At 70.9% G+C, this 15,020-nt stretch carries 15 protein-coding genes; 6 read left to right on the forward strand and 9 right to left on the reverse strand.

Translation table 11 applies throughout. From position 1 onward, the window contains the following. The first annotated feature begins 74 nt into the window (after positions 1–74). Both DEJ29_RS13455 and DEJ29_RS13460 read left to right on the forward strand, forming a co-directional pair. On the forward strand, positions 75–911 hold the full coding sequence (locus DEJ29_RS13455; RefSeq protein ID WP_111095968.1) for an SDR family NAD(P)-dependent oxidoreductase: 837 nt from the start codon (positions 75–77) through the stop codon (positions 909–911). Positions 912–1,066: 155 nt separating this feature from the next. Beyond that, positions 1,067–2,020 carry an NAD(P)/FAD-dependent oxidoreductase gene (locus DEJ29_RS13460; RefSeq protein ID WP_258376030.1) on the forward strand — a complete coding sequence of 318 codons (954 nt, stop codon included), beginning with the start codon at positions 1,067–1,069 and terminating at the stop codon, positions 2,018–2,020. A 55-nt stretch (positions 2,021–2,075) separates the two neighbouring features. Here DEJ29_RS13460 and DEJ29_RS13465 read toward each other — a convergent pair whose 3' ends face one another. After that, a complete protein-coding gene (locus DEJ29_RS13465; protein ID WP_111095966.1) occupies positions 2,076–2,660 on the reverse strand; it encodes a TetR family transcriptional regulator in 585 nt (194 codons plus the stop codon). 64 nt (positions 2,661–2,724) lie between these two features. Here DEJ29_RS13465 and DEJ29_RS13470 point away from each other — a divergent pair, with 64 nt between their 5' ends. Further along, positions 2,725–3,522, forward strand: coding sequence for an SDR family NAD(P)-dependent oxidoreductase (locus tag DEJ29_RS13470; RefSeq protein ID WP_111095965.1), 798 nt, complete (start codon positions 2,725–2,727; stop codon positions 3,520–3,522). Positions 3,523–3,836: 314 nt separating this feature from the next. After that, positions 3,837–4,355 (forward strand): hypothetical protein, encoded by a 519-nt coding sequence (locus DEJ29_RS13475; RefSeq protein ID WP_258376029.1) that lies wholly within the window; start codon positions 3,837–3,839, stop codon positions 4,353–4,355. 33 nt (positions 4,356–4,388) lie between these two features. Here DEJ29_RS13475 and DEJ29_RS13480 read toward each other — a convergent pair whose 3' ends face one another. From DEJ29_RS13480 to DEJ29_RS13490, 3 genes are all read right to left on the reverse strand, one after another. Next, positions 4,389–5,228 (reverse strand): helix-turn-helix transcriptional regulator, encoded by an 840-nt coding sequence (locus tag DEJ29_RS13480; protein WP_111095964.1) that lies wholly within the window; start codon positions 5,226–5,228, stop codon positions 4,389–4,391. A gap of 37 nt (positions 5,229–5,265) precedes the next feature. Beyond that, a complete protein-coding gene (locus tag DEJ29_RS13485) occupies positions 5,266–6,015 on the reverse strand; it encodes an SDR family oxidoreductase (protein WP_111095963.1) in 750 nt (249 codons plus the stop codon). 227 nt (positions 6,016–6,242) lie between these two features. Beyond that, positions 6,243–7,349 carry an SGNH/GDSL hydrolase family protein gene (locus DEJ29_RS13490; RefSeq protein WP_181438283.1) on the reverse strand — a complete coding sequence of 369 codons (1,107 nt, stop codon included), beginning with the start codon at positions 7,347–7,349 and terminating at the stop codon, positions 6,243–6,245. A gap of 126 nt (positions 7,350–7,475) precedes the next feature. On the opposite strand from DEJ29_RS13490, the gene DEJ29_RS13495 reads away from it, so the two are divergent. Further along, complete coding sequence (locus DEJ29_RS13495) at positions 7,476–7,874, forward strand: hypothetical protein (protein ID WP_111095961.1); 399 nt, start codon at positions 7,476–7,478, stop codon at positions 7,872–7,874. Between the two features lie 38 nt (positions 7,875–7,912). On the opposite strand, the gene DEJ29_RS13500 is transcribed toward DEJ29_RS13495, so the two are convergent. Genes DEJ29_RS13500 through DEJ29_RS13510 form a run of 3 tightly spaced genes read right to left on the reverse strand, consistent with a single transcriptional unit; the run spans position 7,913 to position 12,320 of the window. After that, the gene (locus tag DEJ29_RS13500) at positions 7,913–8,446 is read right to left on the reverse strand and encodes a hypothetical protein (RefSeq protein WP_111095960.1); all 534 of its coding nucleotides are present in this window, start codon (positions 8,444–8,446) and stop codon (positions 7,913–7,915) included. Between the two features lie 38 nt (positions 8,447–8,484). After that, the gene (locus DEJ29_RS13505) at positions 8,485–10,992 is read right to left on the reverse strand and encodes a bifunctional lysylphosphatidylglycerol flippase/synthetase MprF (RefSeq protein WP_111095959.1); all 2,508 of its coding nucleotides are present in this window, start codon (positions 10,990–10,992) and stop codon (positions 8,485–8,487) included. Beyond that, positions 10,989–12,320 carry an alpha/beta hydrolase gene (locus DEJ29_RS13510; RefSeq protein WP_111095958.1) on the reverse strand — a complete coding sequence of 444 codons (1,332 nt, stop codon included), beginning with the start codon at positions 12,318–12,320 and terminating at the stop codon, positions 10,989–10,991. The genes DEJ29_RS13505 and DEJ29_RS13510 overlap by 4 nt, the downstream gene beginning before the upstream one ends. A 183-nt stretch (positions 12,321–12,503) precedes the next feature. Between DEJ29_RS13510 and DEJ29_RS13515 the strand changes: the two genes are divergently transcribed. Further along, complete coding sequence (locus DEJ29_RS13515) at positions 12,504–13,196, forward strand: NUDIX hydrolase (protein WP_258376028.1); 693 nt, start codon at positions 12,504–12,506, stop codon at positions 13,194–13,196. Between the two features lie 15 nt (positions 13,197–13,211). Here DEJ29_RS13515 and DEJ29_RS13520 read toward each other — a convergent pair whose 3' ends face one another. Further along, complete coding sequence (locus DEJ29_RS13520; protein ID WP_146248403.1) at positions 13,212–13,733, reverse strand: hypothetical protein; 522 nt, start codon at positions 13,731–13,733, stop codon at positions 13,212–13,214. Between the two features lie 44 nt (positions 13,734–13,777). Continuing rightward, positions 13,778–14,938, reverse strand: coding sequence for an ROK family protein (locus DEJ29_RS13525; protein WP_111095956.1), 1,161 nt, complete (start codon positions 14,936–14,938; stop codon positions 13,778–13,780). Positions 14,939–15,020 lie beyond the last annotated feature (82 nt).

Genomic DNA, 15,020 nt, shown 5'->3' on the forward strand with positions numbered 1-15,020 from the left:
TTGGACAACTCAGTACAGAACGATCTGGTGGCCTGCATCGGGCGCACCGTGGTCACGTCACCGAAGGAACCACCATGCAGACAACCTCCCCGGTCGCCCTCGTGACGTCCGCCACCTCCGGGATCGGCCAGGCAGCAGCGATCGCTCTCGCAGACGACGGTTTCGCGGTGGTCGGCACGAGCAATGAGGCGACGGACGCCGGATCGATCACCAGTGGAACCCTCCTCGCCCTCGACGCATCCAGTGATCAGTCGGTTCAGTCGCTCGTGGAGGAAGTGATCGCGCGCTTCGGGCGGATCGACGTCCTGGTCAACATCGCCAGCGCTCGCAGGGCCGGCTCCGGCGACGCGAGTTCGATCGAGCAGGTCGAAGCGGTCTTCGACACCAACTTCTTCGCCACGGTGCGGATGACGAACGCGGTGTTACCCCACATGCTCGCTCAGGGCAGCGGCCGCGTCGTCACGGTTTCCCCGATGGTCGGCGTGGCCGCCGGCCCCGCCGCAGCCGCCTCCGCCGCCGTGAAGCACGCGGTGGAGGGCTACGCCGAGTCCTTGGACCACGAGCTCCGCGAGCACGGCGTTCGGATGGCAGTGGTCGAGCCGGGCCCTGCGAGCACGAGCTTCGAGGCGAGCGGTCTTGCCCACGATTCGCCCCTGTCGATCTACGCCGCACGGCGCGACATCCCCCGGGACGTGCTGGCCACGGTCCTGCGCGCCGCCGAGGCCCCGGACGTCATCGCGAAGATCATCGTCGCAGCCTCCGTCGACCCCCGGCCGAAGCTCCGCTACGCCGCTGGTTCGATGGCCACACGCGTCAGCATCCTGCGCCGAATGGTCCCCTCCCGCACCTTCGACAGGCAGTTCCGCAAGCCGACCCGGGTGAGTCGGCCCGCATCGCCGTCCCCCGCGTGAACGCACTCTCGAGCATCTCGTCGAGATCGACAGGCCCGAGCCAGACCGAACGTGCAAGACCGACCGACCATGAACGAAACGGAACGGCAGAGACCATGACTGTGATGACTCCTCCACACGCGAGCGACGCACTCCCCGAAGGGACCATCGACGCCGTGGTCGTCGGCGGAGGCGCCGCCGGGCTGAACGGTGCGTTGATCCTCGCACGCTCCCGCCGATCGGTCGTCGTGATCGACGGCGGCTCCCCGCGGAATGCGCCAGCTCAGGCGGTGCACGGCCTCCTTGCCCTCGATGGCACCCCGCCGCTCGAGATCCTTCGACGGGGCCGAGAGCAGGTGCGCCAGTACGGAGGACATGTCGTCTTCGGCGAGGTGGACTCAGCCCGGCCCGTCGCGCCGTCAGAGGACGGCGACCCGCGGTTCGCGCTCACCCTCACCGACGGACGCAGCATCGTCGCTCGCAGCATCTTGGTCGCCAGTGGCCTCACGGACGTGCTGCCGGAGGTTCCCGGTCTCGCCGACCACTGGGGGCACAGCGTCATCCACTGCCCGTACTGCCACGGCTACGAAGTACGCGACCAGCCCGTCGGCGTCCTCGCGAACGGTGACGCCTCCATCAGCCAAGCGTTCCTCTTCCGTCAGTTGACGGACGATCTCACCTACTTCACCCAGGGCGTCGCCCTGGACGAGGACAACCGTGCACGCTTCGACGCACGCGGCATCCGCGTCATCGAGATCCCGGTCGCGGAGGTCGTCACAGATCAGGACGGCGATCTCGCAGGGGTCCGGCTGGTCAACGGAGCGACTGTGGGCCGCCGCGTCCTGGTGGTCGCCCCGACACTCCAGGCACGTACCCGGGGCCTCGAAGGCTTGGGACTGGCCATGCAGGAGCTCCCGGGCAGCACCGGATCCGGATACGTCTCCGGGCCGCAAGGCGCCACCGGGGTTCCTGGCGTGTGGGTAGCAGGCAACGCGACCAACCTCCGCGCCCAGGTCGGAGCCTCCGCAGCAGCCGGCGCGCTGGCCGGAGCCGACATCAACGGAACGCTCGCAACAGCGGAAACCGAGGCGGCCCTCCGGGCCGTCCGCAACGCACGCTCGCACGGGTGAGCCGGAGACACTGAGGACCGAGGGGCCGATGGAGTACGGCTCTGTCGAGGGCGGGCTAGTGCCGCACCGTTGCAATCATCTCCTCGAAGAGCGCTTGGACATCGCCAGTCCCGCCGCGCTCGACCCAGATGTCCACAGCCGCGTCGGCACACGCCAGCGCCGTGGCGACGATCGCTCGCGCCCGGGCGGGCACGTCGCCGGAGTGATCGAGTCGCCGTGCGATCTCGGGAGCCCACAGTTCTTGCCACTGCTTCTGCTTCTGCAGCCGGAAGCCTTGCAGGGAAGGGTTCTCCCGCAGCAAGCGGGACACACGCAGGATCTGGCTGGCTGACTGCCGGGGGTCGACCGTCTCGCTGGCGAACACAGCCGCACGGAGCGCTTCCCACGGGTCTTCATCGACACTGCGAGATTGCAGTGCGGCCAGCACCGCGTGACCCCGCTCTGCGACGTGCGCCGCTGCGATGTCCTCCTTCGACGTGAAGTACCGGAACAAGGAGCGACGGGAGATCCCGACGTTCTCGGCGATCTCATCGACGGTCGTCGCGTCGAAGCCGTGCTCGAGGAACAGCTGCATGGCAGCGCTGCTGATCTCAGCGCGGACGGCGAGACGCGTGCGTTGGCGGAGATCGGGACGTCGCATCGGGCAATCGTACTGCAACGGGCAATGCTGGCACTCCGTGCCACTATTGCTATAGAGTGCCAACATGGCCCTTCTCGATTACACGAACCAGACCACCCTGATCACTGGGGCCAGCTCTGGCATCGGCGCCCAATTCGCCCGACAGTTGGCGGCCCGAGGTTCCGACCTGGTACTCGTTGCCCGGCGGAAGGACCGCCTCGAGGCCCTCGCGAAGGAGCTCACGAACGAACACGGCGTCGATGTGACCGCCATCGCGTTCGACCTCGGAGCAGCCGACGCCGGCCGACGGCTCCGTGCGGAGTTCGACGAACGCGGCCTGGTCGTGACGAGCTTGGTGAACTGTGCGGGGTTCGGGACCCACGGACCGTTCGTCGACGAGGATCCCGATCGCATCCAAGCCGAGCTGGCCCTCAACGTCGCGAGTCTCGTCGACGTGACCCGCGCATTCCTTCCGCAACTCAACGGTGTGCTGGTGAACGTCGCGAGCTTGCTCGGGTACCAGCCGTGGCCGACCGCAGCGGTGTACGGCGCCACGAAGGGGTTCGTACTCAACTTCACCGAAGCCTTGTGGCAGGAGAACCAGGCCACTGGGAGCGGGCTCAAGATCCTGGCCCTCAGCCCCGGCCCCACGCGAACAGAGTTCTTCGACGTCATCGGATCACAGGACATGAGCGCAGGTGCAACGATGCAGACGCCCGCCCAGGTGGTCGACACCGCAATTCGCACGCTCGATCGGCACAACCCGCCGCCCAGCGTCGTCTCCGGCACGATGAACAAGGCGATCTCCATGATCGCCCGATTCGCCAGCCGCCGACTGACCGTGCAGTTCTTCGGCCGCATCGCGCGCCGAACCTCGCAGTGACCTTCCGCATCGAAGCGGAGCTTCGGATCGTGGGAACCTGCGCACCCTGCCGGGCTGGTGGGACTGGAGCGTGGTCGTTCTCCTTCGTTGAGGAGGGGTCGCCGCGTCGTCACTCCTGGAACCTCGTTCCAACAGCATGGTGATGATCCCGACGTCGTCGTGGCGGACGCGAGGTCGGCTGCGGGCAGGCGCGGTAGGACGGAAGCGGTCTGACCGATGGCAGAACGGTGCGGCCCGCAGCACCTGAACAGGTCCGAATGTGCGGTGCTCAGACGCGGGGGTGTCCCTGCGCGGGGGTCACCTACGGTTCCTCCATGCGCGACTCCATGCCCCGTGCCACTCGGACGATCTCGCGCGAGGACGCATCGAGCCGGATCACGGCCTACGTCTACGGCAACATCGTCGCGCTCGCGACCGTGGCATCGCTGACGAGCCTCGACGCTGAGAAGGGCACGAGTTTCCGCTACCTGCTGGCGACGTCGTTCACGACCTTCCTCGCGCACACCTTCGCCGAATCGATGGGACGACGAGCACGCAGCGATGAGCCGCTGACGTGGTCCGTCATCCGAGCCGAGTTGCGGGACTCGCTCCCGGTCCTGACATCGGGCGTCCTCCCTGCGTGCGTCTACGGCCTGGCGTGGGTGGCCGGACTGCCGGGTGGCATCCCCCAGGCAGCGGTCCTCGTCTACCTCATCACGCGGTTGGCGCTGATCGGGCCGATCGTGGCGCGCATCCGCGGGGAGAAGCCCTCCACACGGACGTTCGTGGCCGGGATCGGCCTGGCCGCCATCGCGGTGGCGGTCGCCGTCGTCCGGGCGATCCTCAACGGGTGAGCACGGCCCCGTCGCGGTGGGACCGGCGGCGCCTCAGTCGCGAGCAGCCGCACGAGCGTCCGACAGCAGTCGGTCGAGCTGCGCACGACTCGGAGTACCCGGTCGCGGGTTCAGGATGACGAGGCTCTGGCCCCGGTCCTCGGTGAAGAGGAGTTGCGCCTCGACCTCGATCTCACCGAGGACCGGGTGCAGGAGCACGGTGCAGTCGTCGAACTGCCGAGCGACCTCCTGCCGCTCCCACATCGTGCGGAACTCCGCGCTCTCCTCGGCCAGGCGCTGACGGATCCGCTCGGCGTGGGCCGGGACGCTGCCGGAGGTCCTGGCGTCCCTGAGACGTGCAACGTGGTCGCGGCCGTGTCGTTCGTGCGCTGCGACCGGGTACGACGACCGCTCTCGCGGGTCGGTGAACCACCGGTAGCAGGCACTGCGTGCGAGACCGTCGAACCGTGTCAGGTCGCCCAACAAGGCTCGAGCGAGGGGGTTCATCGCGAGGGTCTCGAGCAGGTCCGTCTGGGCGAAGCAGGGGACGTCGGTGATGCTGTCCACGGCACTCGCCAGGGCCGCGTCGAGCGACCCGCTCGTCCCGAGGCGCGCGGGTCGCTCGTGTCCCAGCAGCACGAACAGGTGGTCGCGTTCGACGGCCTCCAGACGGAGTGCACGAGCGAGCGCGTTCGCGATCTGGACCGATGGCCTCGGGGCCCGCCGTTGCTCGAGGCGGGCGTAGTAGTCGGTCGACATGCCGGCGAGTTCGGCGACCTCCTCCCGACGAAGGCCGGGCGCTCGCCGACGGGCTCCGTCGCCGAGCCCGAGGTCCCGGGGGCTGAGCGCGTCACGGCGCGACCGCAGGAACGCCGCGACACCGTCCTTGTCCATGTCCACATCCTCGCCGACGCACGTGCGTCGGACACGCTCAGAGTCGGCTGAAGGCGGTGAGCATCGCGTCGTACGACCCGTCGGCGACGGCCTGACGGATCGGCCGAGCGGAATCGACCACCAGTTCGGGCGCGTCCGGGTCGTCACGGAGCTTCCCCAGGACCTCGGTGAGGAAGTCCTCGAGCGGCATGGCCTGCTCGTTGTCGCGCTGGTCGAGCAGGTCGGTGCGCACGCCGGACGGCACGACCTCGATGACCTGGACTCCGGCGTCCGCAGAGGCGAGCTGGACGCGCAGGCTCTCGGTGAACGAGTGCAGGGCGGCCTTCGTCGCGCCGTACGTCGGTGTCGACGGGTACGGCACGTAGGCCACTGCCGAGGTGACGTTCAGGACGGCGGCCCCGTCCTTCCCGACCAGGGCCGGCAGGAACGCGTAGGTCATGCGGATGGTGCCGAGCAGGTTGACCAGGACGTGGTCCGCTGCGACGTGCACGTCCGCGGGATCGAGCAGGTCCTCCTTGAGCATGATCCCGGCGTTGTTCACCAGCACGTTGAGATCCGGGTGCGCGACCGACAGCCGCTCCCGTGCCCGCTCGATCGAGGCGGGATCGGCGACGTCGAGCTCGATGCCGTCGACACCGGGGTGCGCGAGGGTGATCTCGTCCAGCAGCGCTCGGCGACGGCCGGCGATGATCACCTTGTTGCCCTGCTCCTGCAGTCGGAGCGCGAGGCCGAGCCCGATGCCCGAGGTGCCGCCCGTGACGAGGATCGTGTTCCCGGTGATGTGCATGTCGTTGCGCTCCCATTCAGACCTGTGTCGTCGAAGGCCCGGTCACGACGCTAGGCACCCCGCGGCAGGACAGACAGGGAAGGATTGTCCCTGGATCGGTCGGGACGGACAGCTCGAGGCTCGTGAGCCCACCCGAGACGGACGGGAGGCCCGGTGCCACCTGGCAACGAGCCTCCTGTCCGTCTCCTGGTCGCGCCCATGACGCGACCAGATCAACCGCTGGCGGGTCAGCGCGATCGGACGATCGCGGCCTTGGTCTGGTCGCGCAGGTACGCGACGCCGGCAGCGTTCGGGTGGAGCGCGCCGAAGAGGATCGAGAGCTTCGTCCCGGCGACCGGCGTGCTGTCCGCAGCGGTGCCGCGATCCGTCAGGGTGAGTCCTGCCATCCACGCGGAGCCCGACGCAGCGCAGGCGGTGTGCGCAGCAGAGCCCTGGAGCGCCGGGACGAAGGTGAACCCACGAGCCTTCGCCGCGGCCTTGACCGCCCCGTCGAGCGCGTTCTGGGTGCGGTGGAAGTACGCGGTGTCAGCGGTGGTGAAGGGGAACGCGTTCTGGGGGAACGGCGGCTCGAGTCCGGAGTCACCGATGAGGCTCGAGAAGCACCCCTTCGGGAACTGCGCCGAGCTGGGCGCGATCATCGGGTAGCCGACGACGAACACCTTGGCCTGCGGCGCACGCTGCGCGATCACGCGGAACGTCTGCGCGAGCCGCGGCGCGACCGTGTTGCGGATGCGCGCGGCGAGACGGTCGTGGACCACACCGCGGACGACCGGTGCGTAGTAGTCCTTGCAGCGGTCGTAGCTGTGCCCGCGGATCTCCGAGAACACCGGACCGTTCTTGTCCAGCGCGATGCAGTTCTTGATGACCCCGGTGAAGCCCAGGTCGTTGCCGCCGATCGACACGGTGACGATGTCCGTGTCCTTGGACAGCGCGTCGGCCTGGACGGGCGCGGTGGCGCGTCCGACACCGGTCGCCTGCGGAACCCGGGAGATGTTGCCGGTCGTGGCACCGGCGCAGGCCCGGTCGTTGAGCTGGAGTCCCAGGGATGCCGCGACCTGGTGCGGGTAGTCGGTGGTGGACTGGAAGCAGCCGGCCGCCGGACCCGAGCCGTAGGGGGCGACGCCGAAGCCCCCCGCGTACGAGTCCCCGAGGGCGACGTAGTCCGTGCCGCCGGGCGACGAGGCCACTGCGGCGACGGACCCGGTGGGCGTCGCACCGTCGGCGTTGGCCGCGGAGACGGGTCCGGCTGCCCCGACAGCGAGCGCTGCCGCCGTCAGGACGCCACTGGTGATCAGCAGCGCATTGGTCCGGCGGAGGCGAGGAGCGTGATGCATGGAGCAGGTTCCTTCCAGAGGGCCTATTCGACAGACGATCGTCTGGCAAGTAGACGGTAGGTCGGTGGGACGCCGTCGCGCCATGAGAGGACCACAAGGGTGCCAGGGCGGCCCTAGGCTGCGAACGTGACCAGGCAGCGGACGAACACCCGACGAGCGGTCATCGCAACCGTTCTGATCGTCAGTGCCGCGGCGCTCCTGTTCATCGGCCTGCGCACCGCACTGTTGGTCATGGGCGCGACGGAAGGCGACGTGCCGGCGACGGCGTCGATCCCTCTGCCGGCCGGGAGCAAGGTGGTCGACGAGGAGAAGCAGTGCGCGTCCGGCGGGTGCTGGTCGCTCGTGTCCGTGCAGCCGCCAGCGGGCGTGAGCCCGGCCGAACTGTCGACGACGTTGGGCACCGAACCGTTCGCGAGGCTGCCCGGGACGCTGTGGGATCCGCGCGTCGTCAACCTGACGTCGGAGGTCCAGGGAGACCTCCTCGTGATCCAGGCGGACTACTGGTCGCGCGAGCTCACGCCCTGACGGGGCGGATGCGCCCAGTTCGGGCCGATGACGGCGACTCAGCCGCCGCTGCGCTCCCGACGACGCAGCCGCAGCGTGCCGATCCCCTGCACGATGCAGACGACACCGCTCGCGACGACGATGACCCCGGTCACGATCCGACCGACGGAGACCCCGCCGAACAGCAGCGGCGCGACCGCGACACTGATGAAGATCGCCCCCATCACGATGACGACGACCGGGTTCTGGGCGACGAAGAACCGGCGACCGCCGTTCGCTTCGGCGATCGCCCGGTCCCGAGCACGCGGGACGGCGTCCGGCGACCGACCAGCGCGGCGATCTGCACGCCGTCGCCGGCTGCGCAGGACCAACCACACCGCCCCGCCGATGACGACGGCCGCTCCGATCGCGATCCACTCGACGAGCTGGAAGAACCCGAAGACCATCACCAGGACGAAGCCGACCGCGATGCCCACGAACATGTCCGAGGTCATCCGGTCGGTCCGGCCGTCGGCACTCGTGACGTAACCGGGGCGGCGTTCGTACGGATCGTGCTCGTCCACGGCCGGTCCGTCGGCCCGTTCGGTTCCCATGCTCCGAACGTACCGACGGCGCTGGGGAACCGTCCGGGTCAGCCCACTCGTTCACCCGGCTTCTCGGCCCGGACCCCGTGTGCCGGACGCCGCTCCCGCACGATCGCCACCGCCTGGCGCAGCGACAGCCCCGGCAGGTAGGTACGGACGATCGCGACGCCGATCGTGGGCAGCGCCACCGGGTCCGGGTACGCCATCACCAGGGGGTGCAGGTCGGGCCCGAACTTCGCCTTGAAGCGCAGCAGGGAACGGAAGCCGTAGACGGGCTCGAGCGCACCGCCGACGACGTCGAGGACCGATTCGACGCCGCTCCGCCCGGCACCCTGCGGCTCGGCCGACGACGCGAGCGGGGCCGCGGACAGGCTGAGCCGCTCGGCACCGTCGGTGCGCATCCGGTCGACCGCACTCGCGACCAGGAACTCCATCACACCGTTCGGGGCGTCCGGCGCGCGGCGCATCACGTCGAGCGTCCACCCGACCACCTGGCCGGCGCGGTAGGCGGGCAGCCAGCTGGTGACGGCGAGCACGGTGCCGTCCGGCCCCAGGGCGACGAGCGTCCGGACGGCCGGGTCGCGCATCTCGTCGATCCCGCCCAGGGTGAACCCCATCTCGGGCAGCTCGCGCTCGGCGACCCACTCCTCCGAGATCGCCTCGATCTGGCGCGTGACCGAGCCGGGCAGCGACGCCCAGTCCGACCAGAGCGCGGTGGTGCCGGATCGTGCGGCCTTGTTCACGGCCGTGCGGACGTCCTGCTTGCGCTTGCCCGTCGTCGTCCAGGTGCGCGGGTCGAGGTCGGCGTCCTCGGCCACGGGAAGGGTCGTCCAACCGAGTCGGGCGAGTGCAGCGCCGAAAGTGGCGTCGATGCCGTAGAAGACGGGCGTCCAGCCGTGGTCGTCCGCGGCTCGTGCGAAGCCCTCGAGTGCGGCCAGCCGCGCGTCCTCGTGTCCGAAGGGTCCGCCGGTCGTCACGGCGACGCTGCCGGTGCGGTGGTAGGCGACACCGGCGCGGCCGTCCTCGGTGAACCAGTACTCGTTGCCGGGCCAGGTGGTCATCCACCCGAAGGTGTCGCCACCGCCCGCGACCAGGAGCGCCCGAGCGGCCACCCGGGCGGCGTCCTGCCCGTCGAGGTCGCTGTCCGAGCGTCCGGCGCCGGTCGGCCGGACCGCGGCGATCGCCACGGCGAGCCACAGGAGCGGGCCGGAGACACCCACGACGAACCGCAGCGCCGGGTCGGCCTGCGCCAGGTGCGTCGGCAGGGTCACGGGGGCGATCGGGCCGAGCACGGCGAGCGCCAGGTGGAGGGGCTCGCGCACGCTGTCGCCCGAAGCCACGGCGACACCGACGACGACGACCGCGAGCACCACGGCCGAACCGGCGACCGTTTGGACGAAGGTCCGCAGTCGTCGCCGGTCGGTCCGGACCGGGAAGTCCGCGCGGCGCAGGACGAGCACCACGGCGGTCGCGATCGGCACCAGCACCGACGCGGCGATCGAGAGCGAGACCGCGAGGTGGTCCGACGCCAGGCGCTGCACGACGGCGTGGTGGCGTTCGGGCAGCACCCCGTACGAGACGGCGGTCGCGACGCCGGACACCAGGTCGACGGTCGCGACGAGCCACAGTGCGAACCGGCTCCCACGCCGGAGACCCACGGCGCCGACCGCCAGGACCACGAGCGGCATCACGGCCAGCAGCGAGTGGAACAGGCCGTGCGGGTGCACCTCGGCGAGCGCCCGGACGCAGCTGGCGGTCACCCCGGTCACCGAGCAGTGCGGCATCCGGCCGGTCGGCCCGGTGTCGAGCACCACGGCGAGCGGGGCGAGCAGCCCGAACTGGGCACCGGTGACGAGCGCGAGGACGGGCCCGACGGCCGACACGGTCACCGCGGCCACGAGCAACACCCGGGTCTCGCGTGAGGAGCTCCGGGTCCAGCCGCTCCGCACCGGCGACCGTCGCAGCACGCGGCCGAGCACCAGGCCGACAACAAGGGCGAGCGCAGCGTGCAGGTCGGACGCGTGTCCGGCGTAGAGCAGCAGTGCCGCGACGACGGCGATCGACACCACCCGGATCCGGCGTCGCCACAGCGCGCCGGCGAACGCGCTCGCGGTGACGATGGTCCCGACGATCCAGGTCCAGGGGCCGACGTGTCCCAGGTGCACGAGGAAGCCGCGGTTCGCCGGGGCGCCGTCGAACAGCTGCAGCAGGGCGCCGAGCCCGGTCCCCACCACGGTCGTGACGACCATCGCGAGCAGGGTGCGCCGCCAGCCGAGCAGCCGTTCGGACGCCGCGGTGCAGACAACGACGGCGACGAAGGTGACGAGGAACCCGACGACGCTGCTCGTCACCGCGACCACGCCGAGCGGACCCATCGTCCCGCCCAGGGTGTCAGGCGTTCGACCGTCCTTCGCGCCGAGGCACCTGAGCACCACGGCGGCGATGCCGGCGACGATCGTCAGGGCCGAGACGACGCTCGTCAGCGGGTACCGACGGGCTGCCGGAACGAGCCGTCTCGGATGCGCCCACGCGAGGGCCGCGACCACCGCGCTCACCGCAGGCCCAGGTGCGCGATGACGCCGGGCATCCCGACGCGCAGGGCGTAGCGGACGGTGTTCCAGTCATGGGCGGAGCCCTCGGACACGAACAGCCGGGTCCGCATGCCGGCGGCGTTCGCGGCGGCGCGGAGTGCCGTGGTCGATGCGACGTAGGGGGCGTCGTCGCTGCCGTAGGCGAACACCGTCAGGTGCCCGGGGTAGGGACCGCGCGCACGCATGATCGCCCGCGGTGCCGCTGCGGCGTACCGCGAGGCCGAGCCGCCGAACCCGTACCGGATGCTGTGCTGGACGGAGCCGTTCAGGGGTGCGAGCTCGCTCGAGATGGCGAAGGTCGTGCCGAACACGCCGGGGTGTGCGGTGGAGAACTGCATGGCACACGTGGCTCCCTGCGAGAACCCGACGATGCCCCAGGCCGAGGGCGCTGCCCCGACGCGCAGGTGCTGCCGGATCCAGTTCGTGGTGTCGGTCATGATGTACGTCCCGGAACGGCCGAGGGACGAGTCGACGCACATCGGGTTCCGGTCCGGTGCCCCGAGTTGATCCGGCGCGACGACGATCGGGGCGAGTCCGTGGTGGGCCTCGGCGAACGCGTCCATCACTGCGCCGAGCCGACCGGCCTGGAACATGTCGCTCGGCTGCCCGGGTTGCCCGGCCAGGCTGATGAGGACCGGCAGGGTCGGTGGTCGCTCGGTCAGGGCGGCCGGCGGCAGGTACACCACCGCCGGCCGTGCGTGGAAGTGGGAGACGGTCGACGGGATGGCGACCGAGAGCACCTTCCCGCGTCGCGGCATGTCGGCGGGCGCCCGCCAGGTGGCCGGGTCGACCACCGGACTGGAGGCGCGTCCCACCCCCGTCTCGTGTCCCAGCGGACCCGACGGGTACGGATCGGTCGTCACGGCCTGCTCGATGGTGCGGTACGCCCCGAAGTCGACGTTGACGCCGAGGACGGCGGCCAGGGCCACCGCCACCGCCGCGAGCACGCCGAGCACGCGGCGGAGCCAGCCGCCCTGGACGACCGTCACGACGAGCAGGCCGACGGCGCCGAAGGCAAGGGCCACCCACATCCGGGTGATCGGGGTGAACGACACCCCGTACAGGTCCTGCACGTCCCCGAACCACCACACCGCGACCAGCCCGATCGCGGCGCCGACAGCCACGGCGCCGAGCCGCCAGAGCAGGCCCCGGACCGGATGCCGGGAGTGACGACCGAACGCCGGCAGGAGCGCGGCGACGGTGAGGAGCCCGGCGGCGACGTCCACCGGGACGAGCACGGACGGTGTGACGACGGCGACGTGGAACAGGGGTCGGAGCAGATCGTGGAACATGGGGCCTCCCGGCGGACGGTGCAATCGTGGCGGCGGCCCGCTGCGAACAGGGCACCGAGGCGCTTCCGGTTCCCACAGTTCCCACCTGTGCGGCTCCCAGACCGCACTCGACCGACACCCAGCGAAGCGTCCGGTGCGACGCTGCCGCCAGACCGCTCGGTGGCGCGCACCTAGGGTGAACGGGTGACGCACGACGGATCGGTACGGGCTGCACTCGCGGCGGTCGCAGCGGACGGCTGGGGTGACGGTGGGCCGCTCGTCGAACCCGGCGGCACGGCTTCGCCACGTCGGGCCGCGGTCCTGATGCTCTTCGGCGCGCTCGACCACACGCCGAGCGACCGACCGGCGGCGGCACCCGGGGTCCCTCGCGACCTCGACGTCCTGCTCCTCGCCCGGGCCAGCACCCTGCGCGCGCACGCCGGCGAGGTCGCGTTCCCCGGCGGACGCATCGACCCCGGTGACGCGGACGCCGTCGCCGCCGCACTCCGCGAGGCCCAGGAGGAGACGGGGCTCGACCCCGCCGGCGTCGAGGTGCTCGGTACCCTGCCAGCCGTGCCCCTGGCGTTCTCGAACCACCTGGTCCGGCCCGTCATCGGCTGGTGGCGCGACCCCTCACCGATCCGCGTCGTCGACGAGCACGAGTCGGCGGCGGTGTTCCGGGTCCCCGTGGCCGACCTGCTCGACCCGGCGAACCGCGGCGTGACCGTGATCCGCCGCAGTGGTCAGGAGTGGCGCGGACCGGCGTTCACGATCGAGGCCGACGGGGACGAGCACCTGGTGTGGGGCTTCACCGCGATGCTGCTAGATGCACTGTTCGACCGGCTCGGCTGGACGGAACCGTGGGACCGGAACCACGAGGTGCCGCTGCCGAGCTGATGCGCCGGGTTCGCGTCATAGCCCGTTCGCACGGCGACGGAGCTCCTCACGCACGGCCTCGGCCTTCGCGAGCGCGCGGGACGTCGTGATCACCGACATGAGCAGGAACCCGGCGAAGTACGCCACCCCGAACCACCACCACGGCGTCGAGCTCAGGGCGAGCCAGATGGCGAGCACGATCATCACCCCGAAGATGACCGGCCCGGACCACAGGCTCCGCCGCAGTTGTCGGTGTTGGTCGTCGACCGTGGCGGACCACCTGCCGAGATCAGCATCCTCGGGCACCTCGCCACGCTTCAGACCACGCTGCACGTCCGCCAACTGGGTCGCGCCGCCGGCTCGCCGACGAGCACGGCTGATCCAGACGCCGAAGAACGCCGTCATCGCGCCGGCGTAGAAGACCGTGCCGATCGCTCGCCAGAGCGGGGGCATCTCACGAGGGAAGACGAACAGCCCGATCACGAACCACAGCCCGCCCGTGGAAAGGAAGAGCACCAGCAACAGCACCGGCATCGGGAGGGCTCGGAAACGGTGCACAACGAGATTCTGTCAGATCTGCGGGTACCCGGTGTGCCGGGTGGTCAGGATGCGAGCACGGGCCGGACCGCGAACGACAGCGGGTCGGCACGCACCGCGTCGACCGCGTGGGCCACGGCCCCGATGACGACGACGTCGGCCCCGAGCGACGACGCGACGAGTTCCGGCACCGGGTCGAAGTGCCCCTTGGCGAGCAGGTCGCGCGCGCGGTCGATCACGGCGGCCGCGGGCTGGGCGATCGCGCCGGCGACCACCACGCGGTCGATGTCGAGCAGGCTCGCGAGCAGGATGCAGACCCGGGCCAGGCGGTCCCCCAGACGGTCGACGATGGTGCGCGCGACCGGATCACCGCTCCGTGCGGCCGCGAACACCAGGGCGGCGTCGGCGGCGAGCGCGGCGTCCGCGGGGATGTGCCCGGCGACTACGGCGTCGGCCACGAAGGTGCGAGCGACGGCGCCGATGCCGTCGGACGAGCCGACACCCTCGACGAGTTCGAGTACCCGCATCTCTCCGGCACCGCCGTGGGCACCGCGCAGCAGGACCCCGTCGACGACGAGGCCTGCGCCGAAGCGTTCGCCGGACAGCAGCGCCGCGAACGAGGCGTCACCCGAGGACGGCCGCTCGGCGAGCGCGGCGAGGTTCGCGTCGTTCTCGACGAGCACCCGCCCGTCCGGCACGGCGTCGGCGAACCCCGGGTTCATCCGGACCCAGAAGCCGCCGTCGTCGGGCGAGGCCCCGGCGGCGTCGACCGGCGCCGGGATGCCCACGACGGTGACCAGGACCCGGGTGCGGTCGACGTCGGCCGAGGCGAGGGCGGCGGCCACGGTGTCGGCGAGGACCCCGAGCCGCACGGGCACGTCGAGGCCTGATTCTCCGAGCGACCCCTCGGCACGACCGAGCACCGTGCCGCGCAGGTCGGCGACGAAGGCGGTGACCCGGTGCTGGCCGGCGTCCACACCGACGACGACCCCGGCGACCGTGTCGAGCTCGTAGCGGCGGGCGGGGCGTCCCATCCGGTACTCCCCCGCGGCCCGGGCGTCGTCGAGCTCGCGGAGCCAGCCGAGCCGCACGAGTTCCTCGGCCGCCCCGAGCACGGTCGACCGGGTCAGGCCGGTGGCGTCGATCGCCTCGGTCGCGGTGAACGCCGACGAGTCGAAGGCGTACGCGAGCAGCGTCTCTGCGCTCGTTCCACGGGGTGGCGGCATGTCGTGACCCTATCGCGCGACGAGTTCCTTGCGGAATTAGATTTTCTCGCTACATTTAGTTCCGCGAGCAGCATCGGAGCCG

This window comes from Curtobacterium sp. MCPF17_021 (genome assembly GCF_003234605.2).
Lineage (GTDB): Bacteria > Actinomycetota > Actinomycetes > Actinomycetales > Microbacteriaceae > Curtobacterium > Curtobacterium flaccumfaciens.

Coding starts and splice junctions, on each gene's coding strand:
- DEJ29_RS13455 (WP_111095968.1), top strand. CDS start 75: ATGCAGACAACCTCCCCGGTCGCCCTCGTGACGTCCGCCACCTCCGGG.
- DEJ29_RS13465 (WP_111095966.1), bottom strand. CDS start 2,660: ATGCGACGTCCCGATCTCCGCCAACGCACGCGTCTCGCCGTCCGCGCT.
- DEJ29_RS13470 (WP_111095965.1), top strand. CDS start 2,725: ATGGCCCTTCTCGATTACACGAACCAGACCACCCTGATCACTGGGGCC.
- DEJ29_RS13475 (WP_258376029.1), top strand. CDS start 3,837: ATGCGCGACTCCATGCCCCGTGCCACTCGGACGATCTCGCGCGAGGAC.
- DEJ29_RS13480 (WP_111095964.1), bottom strand. CDS start 5,228: ATGGACAAGGACGGTGTCGCGGCGTTCCTGCGGTCGCGCCGTGACGCG.
- DEJ29_RS13485 (WP_111095963.1), bottom strand. CDS start 6,015: ATGCACATCACCGGGAACACGATCCTCGTCACGGGCGGCACCTCGGGC.
- DEJ29_RS13490 (WP_181438283.1), bottom strand. CDS start 7,349: ATGCATCACGCTCCTCGCCTCCGCCGGACCAATGCGCTGCTGATCACC.
- DEJ29_RS13500 (WP_111095960.1), bottom strand. CDS start 8,446: ATGGGAACCGAACGGGCCGACGGACCGGCCGTGGACGAGCACGATCCG.
- DEJ29_RS13510 (WP_111095958.1), bottom strand. CDS start 12,320: ATGTTCCACGATCTGCTCCGACCCCTGTTCCACGTCGCCGTCGTCACA.
- DEJ29_RS13525 (WP_111095956.1), bottom strand. CDS start 14,938: ATGCCGCCACCCCGTGGAACGAGCGCAGAGACGCTGCTCGCGTACGCC.